The organism is Nonomuraea sp. NPDC001684, assembly GCF_053596515.1.
Genome location: NZ_JBSFGJ010000047.1, coordinates 20,381 through 37,153 on the forward strand (window position 1 = coordinate 20,381; position 16,773 = coordinate 37,153).

The window sequence follows — 16,773 nt, forward strand, 5'->3', positions numbered from 1 at the left end:
CTCCGTTCGTCAGAGGGCGCGGCGCGGGCCCGCCTGGGCGCGGATGGCGGTGGTCGCGGCGTTCAGTTCCTGCTCGTCCTTGATGGTGCGGTTCTCCTCGTACGTGACCCCGGGTGGCGGGGCGTCGTGGCCGAGTGGGTCGGCGTCCCAGAAGTTGCCCCGGTAGACGACGTTCTCCAGCGGCGGGCCCACGTGCAGCACCGCCGTGTTGTCGGCGCGCGCGACGACGTTCTCCTCCACCCGCACCCAGGACGCGCCGTAGTCGGTGTAGAGCCCGAAGTTGTACGGCGTGCGGGTGTCCTCGATGACGTTGCCCAGCACCAGCGCCCCGTCGTCATGGGAACCGCCCTGCGGCCCCGACACGTACACGCCGCCGCCGTCGGCCAGCACCTGCATGGTGTCGACGGTCCGGTTGCGTACGATCCGGGTGCCCTCGCCGGGCCCGGCGGTGATCCCGCAGTGCGGCACGTCCCTGACCTCGTTGTGCGCGACGACGCACCCGGACGTCCCCATCACCGCGATCCCCGGCGATCCCGGATATTCGAGCCCGACGCCGCGCACCCGGTTGTCCTCGATCACCGTGCCCCGGCTGCCCGTCACCACGACGGCCCCCGCCGAGAGCGTGTCGAAGTCACAGCCGCGCACGACGTGCCCCTCGCCGCCGGACACCCCCAGCCCGGACGCCCCCAGCCTGGTGAACCGGCACCCCTCGATCACCACGTCCGAGCAGTCCTCGAACGTGACGCAGGCGGGAATCGTCACGGAAGCCGTGGGATACGTCACGGACGCCCCCTCGCCCAGCTCTGCCACGCCGACGCCGCCGCCCTCGTAGAAGCCGCTGCCGTGATAGTGCACGAAGCCCTCGGGGCGGCTCGGGCGCAACCAGGTCGCCTCGGCGAACGTCAGCCCGCGGAAGGTCACCCGCCGCGCGCCGGACCCGCGTACCAGGGTCTCCAGCGCCGGGGCGACCACCCGCGTACGGGCCGGGTCCTCGCCGGGGCGGGGCAGGTAGCGCAGCACGTGGTGGCCCGGCCGTGAGCGGTCGAGCACGAACGTGCCCGGCTCGCGCAGGAAGCTCGGGTCGTTCTCGATCCTGGTGGGCAGGCCGGGACCGGCGGAGGTGGTGCCCTCCCAGGTGGAGTTGTACAGCTCGGCGGCCCACCCGAAGGCGGGCGTCGCCATGGTGATCACGGTCCGGTCGCCGTCCTGGGCGACGTCCGCGACGGGCAGGCGGCCCTCGGTCCACGGGTACACGCCGCGGTGGACGAACTCCACGTCGCGCGGGCTGGTCCAGGCCAGCGGCGCGGCGCTGTCGGTGACGTAGCCGGTGGCGGTCGCGGCCGGGGACGAACCGGGCAGCCCCTCGATCCCGGCCCGGGCGGCGCGGCGGCCGTCCACGTAGAGCTGGCGGGTCTCCAGGTCGCCGACGTCGGCCAGCCAGACGCCGTCGCGCACCTGCCAGCCGGTGATCGTCCGGCCACCGCTCAGCACGACGTCCTCCTGGTCGGGGGTGCCGTGGCCGTACGCCTGGTAGACGGTGCCCGAGTCGGCCTCGGTGAGCTCCAGAGGCTCGCCCAGCACGTGGACGCCGCGCCTGAGATGGACGACGGACTCCCCGCCGGACTCCCTGGCGGCCTCCCGGGCGCGTTCCAGGGTGGCGAAGGGGCGTTCGAGGGAGCCGGGCCAGGAGTCGTCCCCGCCGGGTGCGGCATGGAAGTGGAACACAGGTTTCCCCTTTGCTGTTTATGGCGTACACGGAGTAATACACCATAAACGAGGGAGGTGCCAATGGCGCGAGGTGTGGCGGGGGACCCGGACCACGGGGTCGAGCTGCTGTGGCGGGACGCGGAACGGGAGCCGCGGCCCGGCCTCAGCCTGGGCCGGATCGTGCGGGCCGCGGTCGAGCTGGCCGACGCCGAGGGCCTGGAAGGGTTGTCGATGCGCAAGGTCGCCGACCGGCTGGGCTTCACGACCATGTCCCTCTATCGCCACGTACCCGGCCGCGACCAGCTCGTGGACCTGATGCGCGACGAGGTGCTGGGCGAAGCCCTCGTCACCGCTTCGGACACAGCTCTGGACGCCGGCCCGGATGCCGGCCCGGACGCCGCCTCGGACGCCGATGGCGGTTGGCGGGGGCGACTGGAGGACGCGGCCCGGCGGGCGTGGGACCTCCGCATGCGGCACCCGTGGCTGGCCGAGGTGCGCGGCTCCCGCCACCTGCCGGGGCCGAACGCGGTCGCCCACTACGACCACATGCTCGGCGCGCTGACCGGCACCGCGCTGCGGCCGTCCGAGGTGGTCGCGGTGGTCGGCCTGCTCGGCCGGTTCGTGGACGCCGAGGCGCTGCTCGTGGCCGAGACCCGGCGCGAGGAAAGCCGCAGCGGCGTGTCCGAGCAGGAGTGGTGGGGTGCCCGCGACTCCCTGTACGAACGCCTCGACCGCTTTCCCGCCCTCTCGCGCCTGTGGGAGACGGGCGGCTGGGACGCCCCGGAGGACTCCTTCACGTTCGGCCTGCGCCGCCTCCTGGACGGCGTCGAGGTGCTGATCCGAGAGCGTGACGAAAGCCGTGACGAAAGCCGTGATGAAAAATGCCCCGAGTGTGGCACACCACTGGAAACCGCCCCCTCGGGCCGCCCTCGCGTCTACTGCTCGCGGGCCTGCCAGCAACGCGCCTACCGCAAGCGCAGGTCGGCCGACTGACCCAACCCGGCGGGCCTGTGCGGTGCTCGAACGCGAATACCGTTGCTGAACTGGGCGTTCGTAGAGCGATCAGGCCGCTCCGCGGTACTCGGCGATCAGTCCTGTGACGGTCCTCCGGCGGTGGATCGGGGAGGTCATGTCGATCACCTGGCTGGGGGTGCGCAAGGGGTGAGGAGGGAGTGGCCTTGATGCGGGCGATGCTGGTTGAAATGGCGCCCGTATTCGGTCAGGACCTTGCGCAGGTGCCGCCCGCCTGGATGAGCGGTAGTCGCGGCACTCGCGCCGTAGCGTTCCTGCGAACCGTTCGGGCGGCGGAGTCGCCGGAGGCTCTCAGCCGATCAGGTTGTAGGCGGCGGCCACACTCAGGTAGGCGAGCGCGGCGAGGACCACGACGGTGCAGTGAACCCGCCCGGCCAGGGTCCACCAGCCCTTGACCCAGGCCAGCCCGGCGGTGACCAGCGTCACCCCGGCCCCGGCCGCGGCCAGGACGGGCAGCGTGGTGATGGTCGTGAACAACGGGCTGCCGCCCAGGAAGAACTCGGCCTGGTTGGCGTCGAAGTCGGCGAACATCGCCACGAGCGAACCGGCGGAGGCCGTGACGAGCACCGCCGTGATCCACGCGGGCAGCCCGGCCAGGCGTGGCCCGCGAACCGGCCGCCGCCGCGCCGTCCGCCCGCCTCCGGCGGCAACCCCGAAAGCACCCGCGACTGCGGATCCATCCCCGGACCCGCCGGACCCGCCGGACCCGCCGGACCTGCCGGACCTGCCGGACCCGCCGGACCCGCCGGAGCCGGTGGGCCTGCGGCGGCGCCGCGCGAGGCGTACGGCGTGCGCGAGGGGTCCGCCCACAGCCGACAGCAGCAGCACGGTCAGGCTCACGCCGAGCACGCCGAGATGAAAGGTGGGCGACTGGTACCAGGCCAGGCGCTCCAGCGGCCCCGCCGGGTTCTCCGTGGCCAGCAGGCCGTCGGGCCGGAACTGGATGGTGCGGTAGCCGTTCTTCTCGCGGAACAGGGCGGGGGCGATCTGCGTCCACTGGCGGCTCTCGGTGGGGCCGAGCGCGACCGCGCCGGTGGTGGTCAGGAGTCCGTCGCCGGCCGCGCTGACCGTCACGGTGCTGGTGAGCGAGCTGAGCTTGCCCAGGTCGGTCATGTCGGCGGCCAGGGCCGTACGGTAGGTGCCGGCGTACTGGGCGACGTCGGGCAGCGGCCCCGGAGTGCCGTCCGCCGGGGCGGGGGCCGGGGCGAAGCGGTCGGCGAAGGCGTTGACCAGGGACCAGGCGGAGTCGGGGCCGCCCTTGCCGATGCCGTTGTAGGAGGCGTAGACGCCGATGCCCCGGTCGGGGATCAGCGCCATGATCGCGAAGTAGCCGGGAATGTTGCCCCGGTGCACCAGCAGGCGCCGGCCGTTCCTGGTGTACTCCTGGAAGCCGTACCCCATGCCGGCGGTGCCCTCGGCGTTGCCGAAGTGGCGGCTCTGCATGAGCCGCACGCTGTCCGGCCTGAGTATCCCCCCGCCGCCGGTCAGCTGGGCCAGCATGAACGCGGCCATGTCGGTGGCGGTGGAGCGGAAGCCGGCTCCGTGCGGCGGCATGTGCCCGTATTTGGCCCCTTCCGCCCGGACCTGCTGGCCGTCCTGGAGGCGGTAACCGGGGGCCAGCGCCTGGGCGACGGGGCCGGGCTCGGGCTGGGCCATGCTGGAGTGCGTCATGCCGAGCGGGCGGAAGATGTTCTCCTGCACATACTGGTGGAAGGGCAGGCCCGAGCGCACCTCGACCAGGTGGCCGGCCAGGCCCATCCCGTAGTTGGAGTAGACGGCCCTGGTGCCGGGCGGCCGGGTCCGGGGCGGCTGGTGGTCGGCGAGGTGGGCGCCGAGCGGGTGCACATCACGGGCGGTGGCCGCGCCGGTGCCGAAGTCACCGCCGGCGAACCCGGCGGTGTGGGTCAGCAGGTTCGCCATGGTGACCGGCCGGCCCGGGTAGGCATCGTCGATCTTGAACGTGGTGAGGTACTGGTTGACGTCGGCGTTCAGGTCGATCCGGCCCCGTTCGACGAGCTGCATGACGGCGGTGGCGGTGATCAGCTTGGCCACCGACGCGGGGGCGAAGACCGTGCGCTCGGCGTCCACGGGACGGCCGGTCTCCACCTCGGCGACGCCGTACCCCTGGGCGAAGACCTGACGGCCGCCCGCCACGACGGCGATCGCCGCCCCGGGGATGTGGTGCTCCTTGAGCTGGCGGGGCACGTAGGCGTCGGCGAACTGCCGTACCGACCGTGCCGGATCGGCCGCCGTCGCGGCGGCGGGGGCGCTCACTGCCAGCAGCGGCGCGGCGACCGTCAGCGAGCACATGAGGGCACGCCAGCGGGATGATTTGCGTTCGAGCAGCATGAGCTGCTCTCCTTTCTGTGGGAGCACGTACGCGTCAAAGGCACGCCGTCACGGCGTGGTCGTGCGGTTCCGCCGTCCGGGGGTGAGTTGCCGCTCGCCCCCGGACCTGTGTCACAGGCTCGTCAGTCGACGCTGAGCAGGATCCTCTCCATCGCCGCGACCTTCTCCGTCAGCTCGCCCAGCCTGGCCTGCACCTCACCCTGCCGCTGCACGGCCTGCTCGGCCAGTTCGCGATATCTGGCCATCTCGGCCGTCAGCACGTCGGTGCGGTGCCGTTCGAACCGGAAGTAGAACGCCATGCAGGCCGTGATCGCGCCGAACAGAATCAGCACGACCACGATGGGGATCACGATGGAACCGATGTCGATCACTGCGGGGTCTCCTGCACCTGATGGGGTCCTTCCTCGTCGTCCGCGCGCAGAGCCGCGAGGACGGTGTCGATCGTCAGGGTGAGTTCGAAGGGCAGCAGCTCGATGTACTTCATCGCCTTGCCGTCGGCCGACAGTTCCAGCCGCCCTTCGATCAGCCCCGCCTTCTCCAGCCGCTCCAGATGCATGTAGAGCAGCGCACGGGACACCTTGATCCGGCGGGCCAGCTCGCTGACGTGGATTCGGCCGTCGGCGAGCTCGGCGAGGATCTGCAACCTGAGTGGATGCCCGACCGCGCCGAGCAGGCGGAGCAACTCTTCGCTGGTCGGCATGTCGTCCTTGGAGAGGGTCTGTCTTGCACCTGTTAGTTCAGTCTTACAGGTGCAAGTGTACGCGTCAAACCCGGGACGCTGAGGTCGGCCACGTCGTGGGGTTCCGGGCGCGGCGGGCGAGTCCGAGGCGCACATGACGATGGGCGCGGCCTGGTGGCCGCGCCCATCGTGAGGCTCGCGTCGTGGTCAAGCGGCGTGATCACGCCTCGCCGCGTCGGGACGTGGATCGCCTTACTTAGGGCCTTCCTACGGCTGGTCTCCGGCCTTCTCGACGACCTTGGCCGTCATCCGTGCGCTCCACACCAGAGGAGTGCCCGCCTTGACCGTGCGGGTCGCGCCGCCAGGAAGGTCGAAGGTGCGATCGGCGACGCTCTCGCCGTACGTCCCCAAGAACTGGTAGTCCTGCGCGCTCACGATGATCTCGAAGCGTTCCCAGGTTCCCGTGTACGCGAACGCGACCCCGTGGCGGCCTGCCGCGTCGATCGCGTCCTGCTTGACCGCGACCCCCTGGATCATGGGCAGCGCCCGGAACAACGCGGCCCGCACGTCGGCGACCAGCGGCTGCTCGCCCAGCAACTGGGAGATCGTCCGGAAGATCCGCTGCTGCCTGGTCGCGTCGGCGTCGTCGAACTCCGTCACGGGAGTCGCGTCGACGCTCGCCCCGATCCTGGCGATCATCTCCTCGGGTGTGACCGGCGCCTCGGCCAGGTCCGCGCCCGTGACGCCGGGGCCGTACTCCTCCGTGACGAGCTTGCCGCGTCCGTCGTCCAGCGCCAGTTGCTTGCCGTCCAGGCTGTGCCACGTCTCAAGAGTCATGCGCCGGTCGCGATCCACCTCGGGCTCCGGCTCCTTGCGGAGCGGAGCGATCGTCTGCTTCACGTACAGCCAGCGGCCCGGCGACGGCGTGATCTCGTACGGGTCGGTCTCGGCGCTCCTGGCCGCCTTGTCGCCCAGTTCCCGGACGCTGGCGACGGGGGCGGTGGCAGGCCGTTCACTGCCGCGTACCGTGATGATGCCCGCACCGACGGCCAGCGCGACCGACGCGGCCAGCGCCAGACGCCAGGCCAGGCGCGGCCCGCGCCGCCTCGGCGGGCGCCTCGGTGTGGGCATCGGTGTGGGCATCGGTGCGGACATTGGCGTGGGCATCGTCGGCGTGGGGGCCGGTTCGCGCATGGCCTCCAGCAGCCGGGTGCGCGCCGCCTCTTTCGCCTCGCCGGTGATCGCCGGGGTGGCATCGAGGAACCGTCCGAATTCGTCCATCATGCGTCCTCTCTCATGTGGCTGACGGTGCCGAGGGCGGCCCGCGCCTGTTTGCGGGCCCGGTGCAGGCGCGAGCGCACGGTCCCGATCGGGATGCCGAGCGCTCGCGCCACCTCGTCGTAGGCCAGGTCTCCCAACGCCACCAGCAACAGCACGTCGCGATCACCGCTGGCCAGGCCCGTCAGCGCCCCCGCCAACCGGCGGTCCTCGGCCTGCGCGGCCACGCGCCCGATCACCGCGTCGGCCATGGACTCAGGCGGCGGCTCCGCGCCGGAACGCGCCAGCGCCCGCAGGAACCGCTCCTCGTCGCGGCGCTGCCTCGCGATGAGGTTGGTCGCGATGCCGTACAGCCACGGTCTGGCCAGCGGCTGCGCGTGATCGTAGGAGGCGCGGGAGCGGAAGGCGGCCAGGAACGTCTCCGCCACGATGTCGTCGGCGGCCTGCACGCCCAACCGCCGTGCGACATAGCGATGGATCTGCTCGACATGCCGGTCGAACACCCCCGCGAACTGCTCCGGGTCGTCGATCGACCGGCGGATGAGCTCGGCGTCGTCCGCCTCGACCATCTCCTCCGGTGGGGTTCGTGTCATGCCTGCTGTTTCCCGACGGGACGGATCGAGTTCTCGACGGTCGCGGTGTGAACGCGCCCGGGGCCTGCGGGCAACAACAGGCCGGCGATCTTCCCGTGCCCGAGAGGCTCACGATGACCTTGCGCAACGCGCTCATGGCCGCCCTGTCGGCGGGGGCGTGCTCGCGCCCTTCAGGGGGCGCAGGCCAGGGTCTCCGGGGGCGTGGTCGTCGGCAGGTTACGACGCCACTCCTCCTGCGTCAGTGACCGTCCGGCCACCTCGCACACCGCCGCCAGTGGATCCTCGGGGAACGCGACGGCCCACCGTCGTACGGTTCCGTCGGCGCTCGCGCCGGCCAGCGTGGTGCCGTCCGGGCTGAACGCCAGTGATGTGACGTCCGCTCGGGGTCCGGCGAGCGGGTTGCCGAGGGGACGGCGGGTGGCCACGTCCCAGAGCCGGATCTCGCCGTCGCGGCCTCCGGTGGCGATGACGCGTCCGTCGGGGCTGAACGCGGCGGCCCCGGCGCCGCCGAGGCCGTGGGCCTGCCAGGCGTCGCCGATCGGCTGCCGGGTCGCCACGTCCCACACGCGGATGACGGCGTGCTTCTCGTCGGCGGAGATCCCCAGTGTGACCGCGCGGCGGCCGGCCCGGTCGATCTCCACCCACTCGGTCGAGTCCTCGACGAACCGGGTCGAGGAGCCGGTGCCGACGTCCCAGAACCGCAGGGTCAGGTCCACTCCGACCGAGGCCAGCAGCTTGCCGTCGGGGGTGAACGCCATGTCGGCGATGCCGTCGACGGGGCCGGTCACCACGGTGTCGTCGGGATCGTAGCTTTGCGGGCCGGCTCCGTGGCCGGTCATGACGGGGCCGACGGGCTTGCCGGTGGCGAGGTTCCAGACCTGGATGTCGTTCTCGACGGCGATCGCGGCCAGACGCCAGTCCGGGCTGAACGCGACTCGTCCGTCCGCCAGGGGCAGCGGCGTGCCGGTCGGACGGCCGGTCGCGCGGTCCTTGAGCGTCAGCTTCCCGCCGGTCACGGTGGCGACGGTACGGCCGTCGGGGGACAGTGCGATCGCGCCGGGCGGCAGGGCTTGGAGCCGGCCGGTGGCGAGGTCCCGCAGCCGCAGGCCGCCTTCCGTCGCCATCGCCAGGGCCCGCCCGTCGGGGGTGAAGGAGACGGTGGCGGAGTCACCGGCCTGGACGGCGGGGCCGAGCTCGGTCATGGCCTTGGCGTTCCAGAGCCGCGCCGTCGCGTCGCCGCCGACGGTGGCGAGGAGGGTGTCGCCCGCCGCGAAGCGCACGGCATGGATGTCGCCGGTGTGGCCGGTGACGGTCGTGCCGACGCGGCGGCGGGTGGTGAGGTCCCAGTACTGGATGTTCCGCCTGCCGCTGATCACGGCCAGGGTGCCGCCGTCGTCGCTGAGGGCCAGCCCGTCGATCGGGCCGGTACGGATCGGCGCGCCGGCGGGCCGGAGGGTGGCGGCGTTCCAGAGCCGGACCTCGTCGCCGGTCGAGGTGACCAGGAGGTCGCCGGACACGTCGGCATGCGTCACCGTTCCGGGGATCGGCGATGATGCCCGCCCGGTGGATCTGTCCCAGACTCGTAGCCTGTCGTTGACCACCGCGCTCAACGTCCGGCCGTCCGGCCCGAACATCATCGCGTCGACGGGCCCTCCCGTCTGGATCTGCCGTCCGTCCGGGCGGTCCGCGTTCCAGAACGTGACGCGTCCGCCCGTCGTGGCGACGGCGAGAGTACGGCTGTCAGGGGCGAACGCGATCGAGGAGATCCGGCCGGTGTGGTCGCCGGTGTCGGCGACCGGCTGGATCGGGGCCGCGAGCGGCCTGCCCGAAGCCGCGTCCCACAGCCGTACGGTGTGGTCCTGCCCGTAGGTGGCCAGCGTCTTCCCGTCGGGACTGAATCGCAGGTGATGGACGGCGCCGGTGTGCCCGGTCGGGATCGTCAGGATCGGCCGGCGGGTGCGGGTGTCCAGCAGCTTGATGACGCCGCCCGTCTCGCTCGTGGCGAGCCTGGTGCCGTCGGGGCTGAAGGCGGCCACGTCCGCGCTCGGCAGCACCGCGCGTGCCGTGGTGGCCAGGAAGTCGATCATGCCCTGCCGGCTCTCGTCGCCGGGCGCGATCCGGAAGGAGGTGGCCGACAGCAGGCCGGCCAGGAACGGGTCGTCCTGCCGCACCGAGCGGCTCCGGAAATCGACGGCCGCCGACATCGCGCGCCGGTCGCGTGCCGCGGCCTCCTGGACGGAGTTCGCCGCCAGCAATCCCGCCACGGTCACCGCCGCCACCGCCGCGGTTCCGAACGCGAGCCGGACAACCCGGCGCCGGCGCAGCGACGCCGTGGAGGCTTCCAGGAAGCGTGCGGCCACCGGCTCGACCGCCGGGTAGCGGTCGTCGCCCGCCCAGCGGTCCAGGACGAGCCTGACCTCCTTGAGCCGGCGCGCCGGGTACAGCAGCTCGGCGCGTCTTCCGTGCTGCTCCCAGTCCTCGGCCTGCTGCTGCATCCTGGCGACGAGCAGGCGCCCCGGCCGGTCGCCCTCCAGCCACCCGCCCAGCCGGGGCCAGGCGTCCAGGAGCACGTCGTGGGAGATCTCGGCGGCCTTCTCGCCGAGGACGACCAGACGCATCGCGGCGAAGGCGTGCAGGACCGCGCGGCCGTCGTCGTCCACCTGGTCGAGCGGCAGCGTCCTGCGGGCGTGCCCGTCGGGCACCACCTGGGTCAGCCGGAGGAAGAGCCGGCGCGCCACCTCCTGCCGGTGCGGCGACAGATCCCCGTAGACCTCCTCGGCGGCCTTGCGCACGGCCTGTTCGATCCGTCCCGCGCGGTCGTAGCCTCGCAGGGTGAGGCGGTCGCCCTCGCGCTTGCGCCAGGTCATGAGCATGGCCTGGGAGAGCAGCGGGAGCACGCCCATGTCCTTGGGCCGCGCCCTGAGCTCGTCCATGAGCACCTGGACCAGCGCGCTCTCCACCTTCAGTCCGGCCTTCTCCGCCGGACCGACCACGGCCTGCAGACGCCCGGAATCGCTCATGGGCCCGAGCGTGGTCGACCGGCTGTCCTGGGCGGCGCGCAGCAGGTCGTGCTCGGCGCACCGTCCCCAGAAGTCGGCGCGCACCCCGAGGATGACCACGGCCGCCGGAGCGTCGTCAGGGCCGACCGGCTCCTCGCTGATTGCGCGCAGGACCTCCAGGAACGCCTTGGCCTCGCCCGCTGAACGGACAAGCGTGAAAATCTCCTCGAACTGGTCGACGATGAGGATCAGGCGGCCCGGCGGACGGTCTTCCGCGTGCCGTACGAGGAGTTCGTGGACGACCTCGTGCGCGCGGTGCGGCTGCTGCTCCAGCGCGGGGCACTCGAAGCCGAAGGCGGCGCCCAGCCGGGCCTTCAGCTGGGCGAGCGGGGCCCGGGTCGGATTCATGATCGTACGTGGCCACCGCGCGGCCTCGGGCAGGCCGGGCAGGCCGGAGGACAGGCTGGGCAGCACCCCGGCGTGCAGCAGCGACGTCTTGCCCGCACCCGAGGCCCCCGCCAGCAGGTGCAGCCCCGGCCCCCGCACCCTGGCTGCCATCGCCTCGCGCAGCAGCTTCGTCTCCTCCTCCCGCCCGTAGAAGAACGGCCGGTTCAGCACCCCGTACGGCCTGAGCCCCATGTACGGGCACCCGGCGAGCGGGACGTCCGCCTGCGGCTCGGGCTCGGTCCTCCAGCGCAGCCAGTGCACATCACGAGCGAGCTCCGACACGCGGTCGAGGCGGTCCTCCTGCCGCTGGAGCGCCATGTTCTGCTCCTGTACGGCGGCCTCGATCCTGCGTACCGTCTCGTTCAGCTCCAGCTGCAGGAACGCCAGCTCGGAGAAGCTCGAACCGAGCAGGTCCAGCGTCTCCGCGGCCTCGGCCCAGCCGGACGACTCGGCGATGATCTCGGTGGCGCCGACGCCGCGCAGGAGCCTGGCCAGCTCGCGGCTCAGGGCGGCGGCACGCTCGTCGTCGGCTTCCAGCAGCGTGCGGAGTTCGGCGAGCAGTTCGCTCTCGGCGAGCTCCCTGCTGGGCGAGCGCATCCTGTCGGCGAGGCGGACGATCAGCTCGCTGAGGATGTTCGTGCCCAGGCCACCCGTCGACGAGATCAGCTCCGGGACGGCCTGACCGGTCGCCACGCTCACGATGACGGGCGCGGCGGTGGCGGCGGCGAGCATGCCCAGCATCGCGTTCGCGCTCCAGCGCTTGACCCGGCCCGGTGGCCGGCTCTTGGCAGGGCCGGACATCCAGCGCCGGAAGCCCTGGCGCATCTCCGTACGCAGGTCGTCCGGCAAGCCGTGGTCGTCGGCAGGTGCCATCGATCCCCTCCTCCGAGATGATCAACGGTACGCGTCCTGATCAGGTTCCTGTGCGAGAGTATGCGCTGTGGCAGGGGACGGGGACGCCTTTCGAGCACAATGATCGCTGTCACCGGACGCTGTCACGACATGTGCCGGCCAGGGCCCGGCGCCGGGCGGGGGCTTTGCAGAGGACGACCGGTCAGAACTTGCCGGGCTCGAACCTTCGGACGAAGACGTAGGTGTCGGATCGGCTGACCAGCTCTATCACTCTCCTGCGCGGGTGCTCCAGCATGGTGACCTTCACGCATTTCAGCGTGACCCGGCGCCGGCCGAGGAGCGCGTCGTAGGAGAGGTACATCTTGTCGAAGCCCCGGTTGTTCCTCATCCCGACGCCCAGCTGTGTGCGGAACGTCCTCGATCCCGGCGGGTTGAACGGTTTGGCGGCCACGATCGCGTCGGTGGCCTCGGCGGGGCAGCGTACGAGCACGCGAACGTAACTGTCCTGACGCGGGCGACGCGGCCTGATCTTGACCCCCGTCCAATTGCCGATCCCCGCCGGTGCCTTGGGCCGGCCCGCCGCTCCCTCAGGGTTGGTCTGGAGATCGGCACTGTCGCCCTCCTCCACCGGAGGGTCGGGCACCGGCAGGACGGGCGCGGCCGCCGCGATCGTGCAGGGGGTTGCGACAAGGGCCGCGAGCAGGCCGAATGTCGCCACAACCCTCATGATCTCCCTCTCGACGGGCATGTGAAGCGATTGACGATGGAAGGGGGAGTATCCCCAGTATGCGGGCGAGCCCCGGCAAAGAAGGGGATGCCACGCCGTTCACCAGGTGTTCGACGGTTCCGGGCGAGTCCGCGCCGGTTGCCAGCGGCAGATCTTCTTGGCGGTGAGGGTCGCGCCGATGCGGGCGTAGAAGCGTTGCGCGGCGACGTTGGCTTCGGACACCTCCCAGCGGATCACCTTGCCGTCGGCGGCTTCGGCCGCGGCCTGCATCAGCCGTTCGCCCACGCCGTCGCCGCGTTCGGCGCCGGTCACGTAGAGGTCGTCCAGGGCGAGGTAGTCCTGTCCGGACCAGAAGCTGATGCGCTCCAGCCAGGAGACGTAGCCGATGGCCCGGCCGCTCCGCTCGGCGATCAGATAGGTGACCTCCGGGCGGGCGAGCATCCGCGCCAGATCCTCGACGCCTACGGTGATGGCCGCGGCCTGGCCTTGGTGTTCGGCCAGACCGCGAATGAGGTCGTGCACGACGGCGGCGTCTTCGGGCGTGGCACGACGGATCGTTGTCACAGTGATCCTTTCCAGTCGGGTTCAGGGGAGTTGACAGGCCGTGGCGCCCGCGACCGGGCGGTCCCCGCTCACTGAGAGCCGGCTTGCGCCGTGGGTGACGGGCGGCCGGGCGTTACCAGCGCTGCGACGACCGCGCCGACCGCCGATGCGCTCGCGGCCACGGCGAATCCGCTGGTGAAGCCGTTCAACGTGGTCCCGGCCAGGCTCGCGGCTGCGACGCTGGACATGACGGCGGCTCCGATGGACGCACCGAACTCGTGGAAGGTGCTCACGATGCCGGAGGCGATCCCGGCCTCGTGGGGCGCCACTTGACCGAGCGCGGTCGCCGAGGCGATGACGAACATCGCCCCGGTGCCCGCCGCCGCGACGGCCACGCCTGCCACGACGCTGACGACGTTCGTCGAGAAGGCCGGTACGGCCATGCCGATCGCCGCGACCGTCAGACCCGCGACGGCCAGGGCGCGCCCGCCCCAGCGGCCGAGCAGGCGTCCGGTCAGGTTGGCGCCGAGCATCGTCGCCAGCGCGACCGGCAGGAACAGCAGCCCGGCCTGCAGTGCGCCGTAGCCCAGAGCGTGTTGGAAGTAGAAGGTTCCCAGGAAGAACACCGCGATCATCAGTGCCGTGGCCATCAGGATGAGGAAGGCCCCGACCGCCACGGGTCGCCGGGCGAGCAGTCGCACGTCCATCAGGGGCGAACGCGCCCGCCTCTGCCACAGCACGAACAGCACGTAGCCCACGGCAGCGGCGAGCACGAGCCACCCGGTGAGGGCGCTGAGCCACCCCCGCTCGCCGGCGGCGATGAGGGCGTAGATCAACGACGCGCCGGCGGACGTCACCAGGATCGCACCGAGCACGTCGAGCCGGGGCCGGGAGGCGGGCGAAGGCGTACGCGCCGGGAGCAGTACGGCGAGGACCACGGCGATCACCAGGCCGATCGGCACGTTGACGTGGAACACCCACGACCATCCCGGACCGGCGGTGAGCAGGCCGCCCAGGAGAACGCCGAGCGCGGCGCCGCCGCCGCCGAGCGCGGACCAGACACCCAGGGCCTTGTTCCGCTCCTCTCCGTCGAACAGGGCGACCACCAGTGACAGCGCCGCGGGCGACAGCAGCGCGGCCCCGACGCCCTGGGCCACCCGACCGGCGAGCAGCATGCCCGCCGACCCGGCCAACCCTGTGACCAGCGAGGCGACGGTGAACAGCAACAGGCCGGCGATCACGATCCGCTTGGCGCCCAGCAGGTCCGTGATGCGGCCGCCGAGCAGCATGAGGCCGCCGAAGGTGAGCGTGTACGCGCTGACCGTCCAGGTCAGGGCCTCGCGACCGAGGGCGAGGTCCGTCTCCATGTGGGGCAGCGCGATGGCGACGACGGTGACGTCGAGGATCAGCATGAGCTGGGCCACGCCGAGGAAGCCGAGGATGCGCCACCGGGCCGGGAGCGGCTCGTGGAGCTCTGCCTGAGCGTGCACTGCAGGTCGGGTCATCAGATCCTCCAGCCGATATCTCGTATGTTCGTATACGAGTTCCGCTGGTCACTATAAGCCGTATATGCGCATACGAGATAGACTGGGGGCATGGCTGCACCTCCTGCGCGCTCCAGGCGCCGTGCCGATGCCGAGCGCAGCATCGCCCGCATCGTGTCCGCGGCACGCGAACTGATGCGTTCGGACCCGCATGCGACCACCGACGACATCGCCCGCGCCGCCGGCGTCGGGCGGATGACCCTGTACGGGCACTTCCGGACCCGGGCCGACCTCGTCGAGGCGGCACTGGTCGAGGCGCTGCGAGACGGTGACGAGCTCCTGGCCTCCGTCGACCTGACAGGCGACGCGCGCGAAGCCATGGGCCGCCTGCTGGCGTCCAGCTGGGAACTGGTGGCCGAATCAGCGGCCCTGCTGGCCGCGGCCGAAGGAGTCCTTCCCGCGGGACGGGTCCGGGACCTGCACGCCGAACCCGCCCAGCGCATGGCCGACCTCGTCCACCGTGGCCAGGATCAAGGCGTCTTCCGTACCGACCTGCCCGCCGCCTGGCTGGTCAGCCTCACCCACTACATCCTGCACGGCGCGGCGAACGAGGTACGCCAAGGACGCCTGGCCCGTGACGATGCCGCCGACACGGTCACGAAGTCCATCCAGTCGGTGCTGGCCGCCTGAGGCGGGAGCCCGGTTCCGGCGTGGGGCGGCGGACTCACCGCATGCGTGGCCTGGACAGGATTCAGAGCAGTTGTGCTTGCGCGAATCCGGCGAGCAGCACGGCGAAGCCGCCGATCTCGCCCACGATGAGCACCGCCATGAACGCCGTTGTGCCGCGGACGGGATGGCGGAACTGATTGCCGGTGTCCCGGCGCCGACCGTGAAAGACGTAGCTCGCGATCGCCGCGACGAAGAACGCCACGACGACTCCCGCCGCGACGAGATCGACTGCCGCCGGCCAGCCGCTCAGCTCGACGAAGACAGCGATCAGCAGGGTCGCGAACGAATACAGCAATGCGGCGCGATGCGCGATGTCCACATAGGGGTGAGCCCTGTGGCGCGCCGAGTGGATCACCTGCCGGTATTTCCATACGCCCAGCACCAGGGCCGCCATGAAGATCAGCCCTGCCAGCAGCAGCACGACGACGGTGTCGTCCCCCAGGGGCACGGCGCTACGCATGACGGGCCTCCGGGAAAGGGCCGGGTGGCGAGGCCGGCTCTGACCCGTCGTGAGAAACGGCGAGTCCGCCGCCTGAGGCGACCGGCGTGACCGTTCTGGCCGACCGGCAACTGACCGTTGCTGATGCTCGTCCCTCTCTCGGCGCTTCTCGCGGTGCCACGCCCCACTACCTCTCCGATAACTCGAACATAGATGTTCGGGTTATTGGAGCCTATCTGACTCTTCGGCGCAGGGGCGACAGCTGAGGGCTTCCACTCCGAACCTGACCAGCCGCCGCCGGGCCGTCCTGGCCGGACAGAACGCCGAAAGCGTCGGCGACCTGGGCGGCCCGTCGCCGTCGCGCCCGTACGCGAGGCCCGCGACCGGGGCGCGCTCATGGTCGGCTTCCGTCCCGCCCTGGTTCGCCTGGCCCCCGCTACGGCTGCGCGGCCCCGGCGGCGTGATTCCCGGCGGCACTCGCGCCCTGGCTCGTCACCTGGTGCCCCGCTTCCTCAAGGACGGTGATGGCCTGTTGTTTCCTCGGCTCGGGAACCAGAACCAGGTCGGCATGGAAAGTCGAGGCGACGAATACCGGGATCGCCGCCTCCGCCAGCGGCTTGACGATCGCGGACAGCATTCCGGGAATGTCCAGGCCATGCGCTGTGGCGCCGCCGTAGAAGCCGATCCACTGCTCCGCCTCGTCCACACCGCTGGCCTCGCGGACCACGGTCAGCCCTTCCGGAGCGCGGACGAGCACCAGCCAATCGTCCTCGGGCACCCCTTCATGCGGCAGATGCTCGACGGCGAATGCGGCAGACAGGATGTTGAGGTGCTGGGCGGTAGATGCGTTCATGGGCATGTGTCTACCAGGCACCCCTTATTTCGACCCCCGTCTATCTTGACGAACGTCTAAGC

The 16,773-nt window shown here is 71.5% G+C and carries 14 protein-coding genes; 2 read left to right on the plus strand and 12 right to left on the minus strand.

Annotated elements, in window-relative coordinates:
- Nucleotides 1-9: 9 nt before the first annotated feature.
- Nucleotides 10-1,725 (minus strand): right-handed parallel beta-helix repeat-containing protein, encoded by a 1,716-nt coding sequence (locus ACWCSD_RS12550; RefSeq protein ID WP_449914484.1) that lies wholly within the window; start codon nucleotides 1,723-1,725, stop codon nucleotides 10-12.
- 63 nt (nucleotides 1,726-1,788) lie between these two features.
- Here ACWCSD_RS12550 and ACWCSD_RS12555 point away from each other — a divergent pair, with 63 nt between their 5' ends.
- On the plus strand, nucleotides 1,789-2,700 hold the full coding sequence (locus ACWCSD_RS12555; RefSeq protein WP_449914487.1) for a TetR/AcrR family transcriptional regulator: 912 nt from the start codon (nucleotides 1,789-1,791) through the stop codon (nucleotides 2,698-2,700).
- Nucleotides 2,701-3,030: 330 nt separating this feature from the next.
- Here ACWCSD_RS12555 and ACWCSD_RS12560 read toward each other — a convergent pair whose 3' ends face one another.
- The 9 genes from ACWCSD_RS12560 to ACWCSD_RS12600 form a co-directional block, all read right to left on the minus strand.
- Nucleotides 3,031-5,088 (minus strand): serine hydrolase domain-containing protein, encoded by a 2,058-nt coding sequence (locus tag ACWCSD_RS12560; protein WP_449914489.1) that lies wholly within the window; start codon nucleotides 5,086-5,088, stop codon nucleotides 3,031-3,033.
- Between the two features lie 122 nt (nucleotides 5,089-5,210).
- Nucleotides 5,211-5,459 carry a hypothetical protein gene (locus tag ACWCSD_RS12565; protein WP_352326865.1) on the minus strand — a complete coding sequence of 83 codons (249 nt, stop codon included), beginning with the start codon at nucleotides 5,457-5,459 and terminating at the stop codon, nucleotides 5,211-5,213.
- Nucleotides 5,456-5,788 (minus strand): ArsR/SmtB family transcription factor, encoded by a 333-nt coding sequence (locus tag ACWCSD_RS12570; protein WP_358296223.1) that lies wholly within the window; start codon nucleotides 5,786-5,788, stop codon nucleotides 5,456-5,458. The genes ACWCSD_RS12565 and ACWCSD_RS12570 overlap by 4 nt, the downstream gene beginning before the upstream one ends.
- A gap of 246 nt (nucleotides 5,789-6,034) precedes the next feature.
- Entirely contained in the window at nucleotides 6,035-7,051 is a 1,017-nt protein-coding gene (locus tag ACWCSD_RS12575; RefSeq protein ID WP_449914492.1) for a CU044_5270 family protein, read from the minus strand.
- Nucleotides 7,048-7,638 (minus strand): RNA polymerase sigma factor, encoded by a 591-nt coding sequence (locus ACWCSD_RS12580; RefSeq protein WP_449914495.1) that lies wholly within the window; start codon nucleotides 7,636-7,638, stop codon nucleotides 7,048-7,050. The genes ACWCSD_RS12575 and ACWCSD_RS12580 overlap by 4 nt, the downstream gene beginning before the upstream one ends.
- A 170-nt stretch (nucleotides 7,639-7,808) precedes the next feature.
- A complete protein-coding gene (locus ACWCSD_RS12585) occupies nucleotides 7,809-11,957 on the minus strand; it encodes an nSTAND1 domain-containing NTPase (RefSeq protein ID WP_449914497.1) in 4,149 nt (1,382 codons plus the stop codon).
- A gap of 181 nt (nucleotides 11,958-12,138) precedes the next feature.
- Nucleotides 12,139-12,684 carry a hypothetical protein gene (locus ACWCSD_RS12590; RefSeq protein ID WP_449914500.1) on the minus strand — a complete coding sequence of 182 codons (546 nt, stop codon included), beginning with the start codon at nucleotides 12,682-12,684 and terminating at the stop codon, nucleotides 12,139-12,141.
- A 78-nt stretch (nucleotides 12,685-12,762) separates the two neighbouring features.
- Entirely contained in the window at nucleotides 12,763-13,227 is a 465-nt protein-coding gene (locus ACWCSD_RS12595) for a GNAT family N-acetyltransferase (protein ID WP_397159448.1), read from the minus strand.
- Nucleotides 13,228-13,295: 68 nt separating this feature from the next.
- A complete protein-coding gene (locus ACWCSD_RS12600) occupies nucleotides 13,296-14,711 on the minus strand; it encodes an MFS transporter (RefSeq protein WP_449914505.1) in 1,416 nt (471 codons plus the stop codon).
- 90 nt (nucleotides 14,712-14,801) lie between these two features.
- Here ACWCSD_RS12600 and ACWCSD_RS12605 point away from each other — a divergent pair, with 90 nt between their 5' ends.
- Nucleotides 14,802-15,380, plus strand: coding sequence for a TetR/AcrR family transcriptional regulator (locus ACWCSD_RS12605; protein ID WP_397159452.1), 579 nt, complete (start codon nucleotides 14,802-14,804; stop codon nucleotides 15,378-15,380).
- Between the two features lie 61 nt (nucleotides 15,381-15,441).
- Here ACWCSD_RS12605 and ACWCSD_RS12610 read toward each other — a convergent pair whose 3' ends face one another.
- The gene (locus ACWCSD_RS12610; RefSeq protein WP_449914507.1) at nucleotides 15,442-15,879 is read right to left on the minus strand and encodes a hypothetical protein; all 438 of its coding nucleotides are present in this window, start codon (nucleotides 15,877-15,879) and stop codon (nucleotides 15,442-15,444) included.
- Nucleotides 15,880-16,294: 415 nt separating this feature from the next.
- Nucleotides 16,295-16,711: an ACT domain-containing protein gene (locus ACWCSD_RS12615; RefSeq protein ID WP_449914510.1), complete on the minus strand. Its 417-nt coding sequence runs from the start codon at nucleotides 16,709-16,711 to the stop codon at nucleotides 16,295-16,297.
- Between the last annotated feature and the right edge of the window lie 62 nt (nucleotides 16,712-16,773).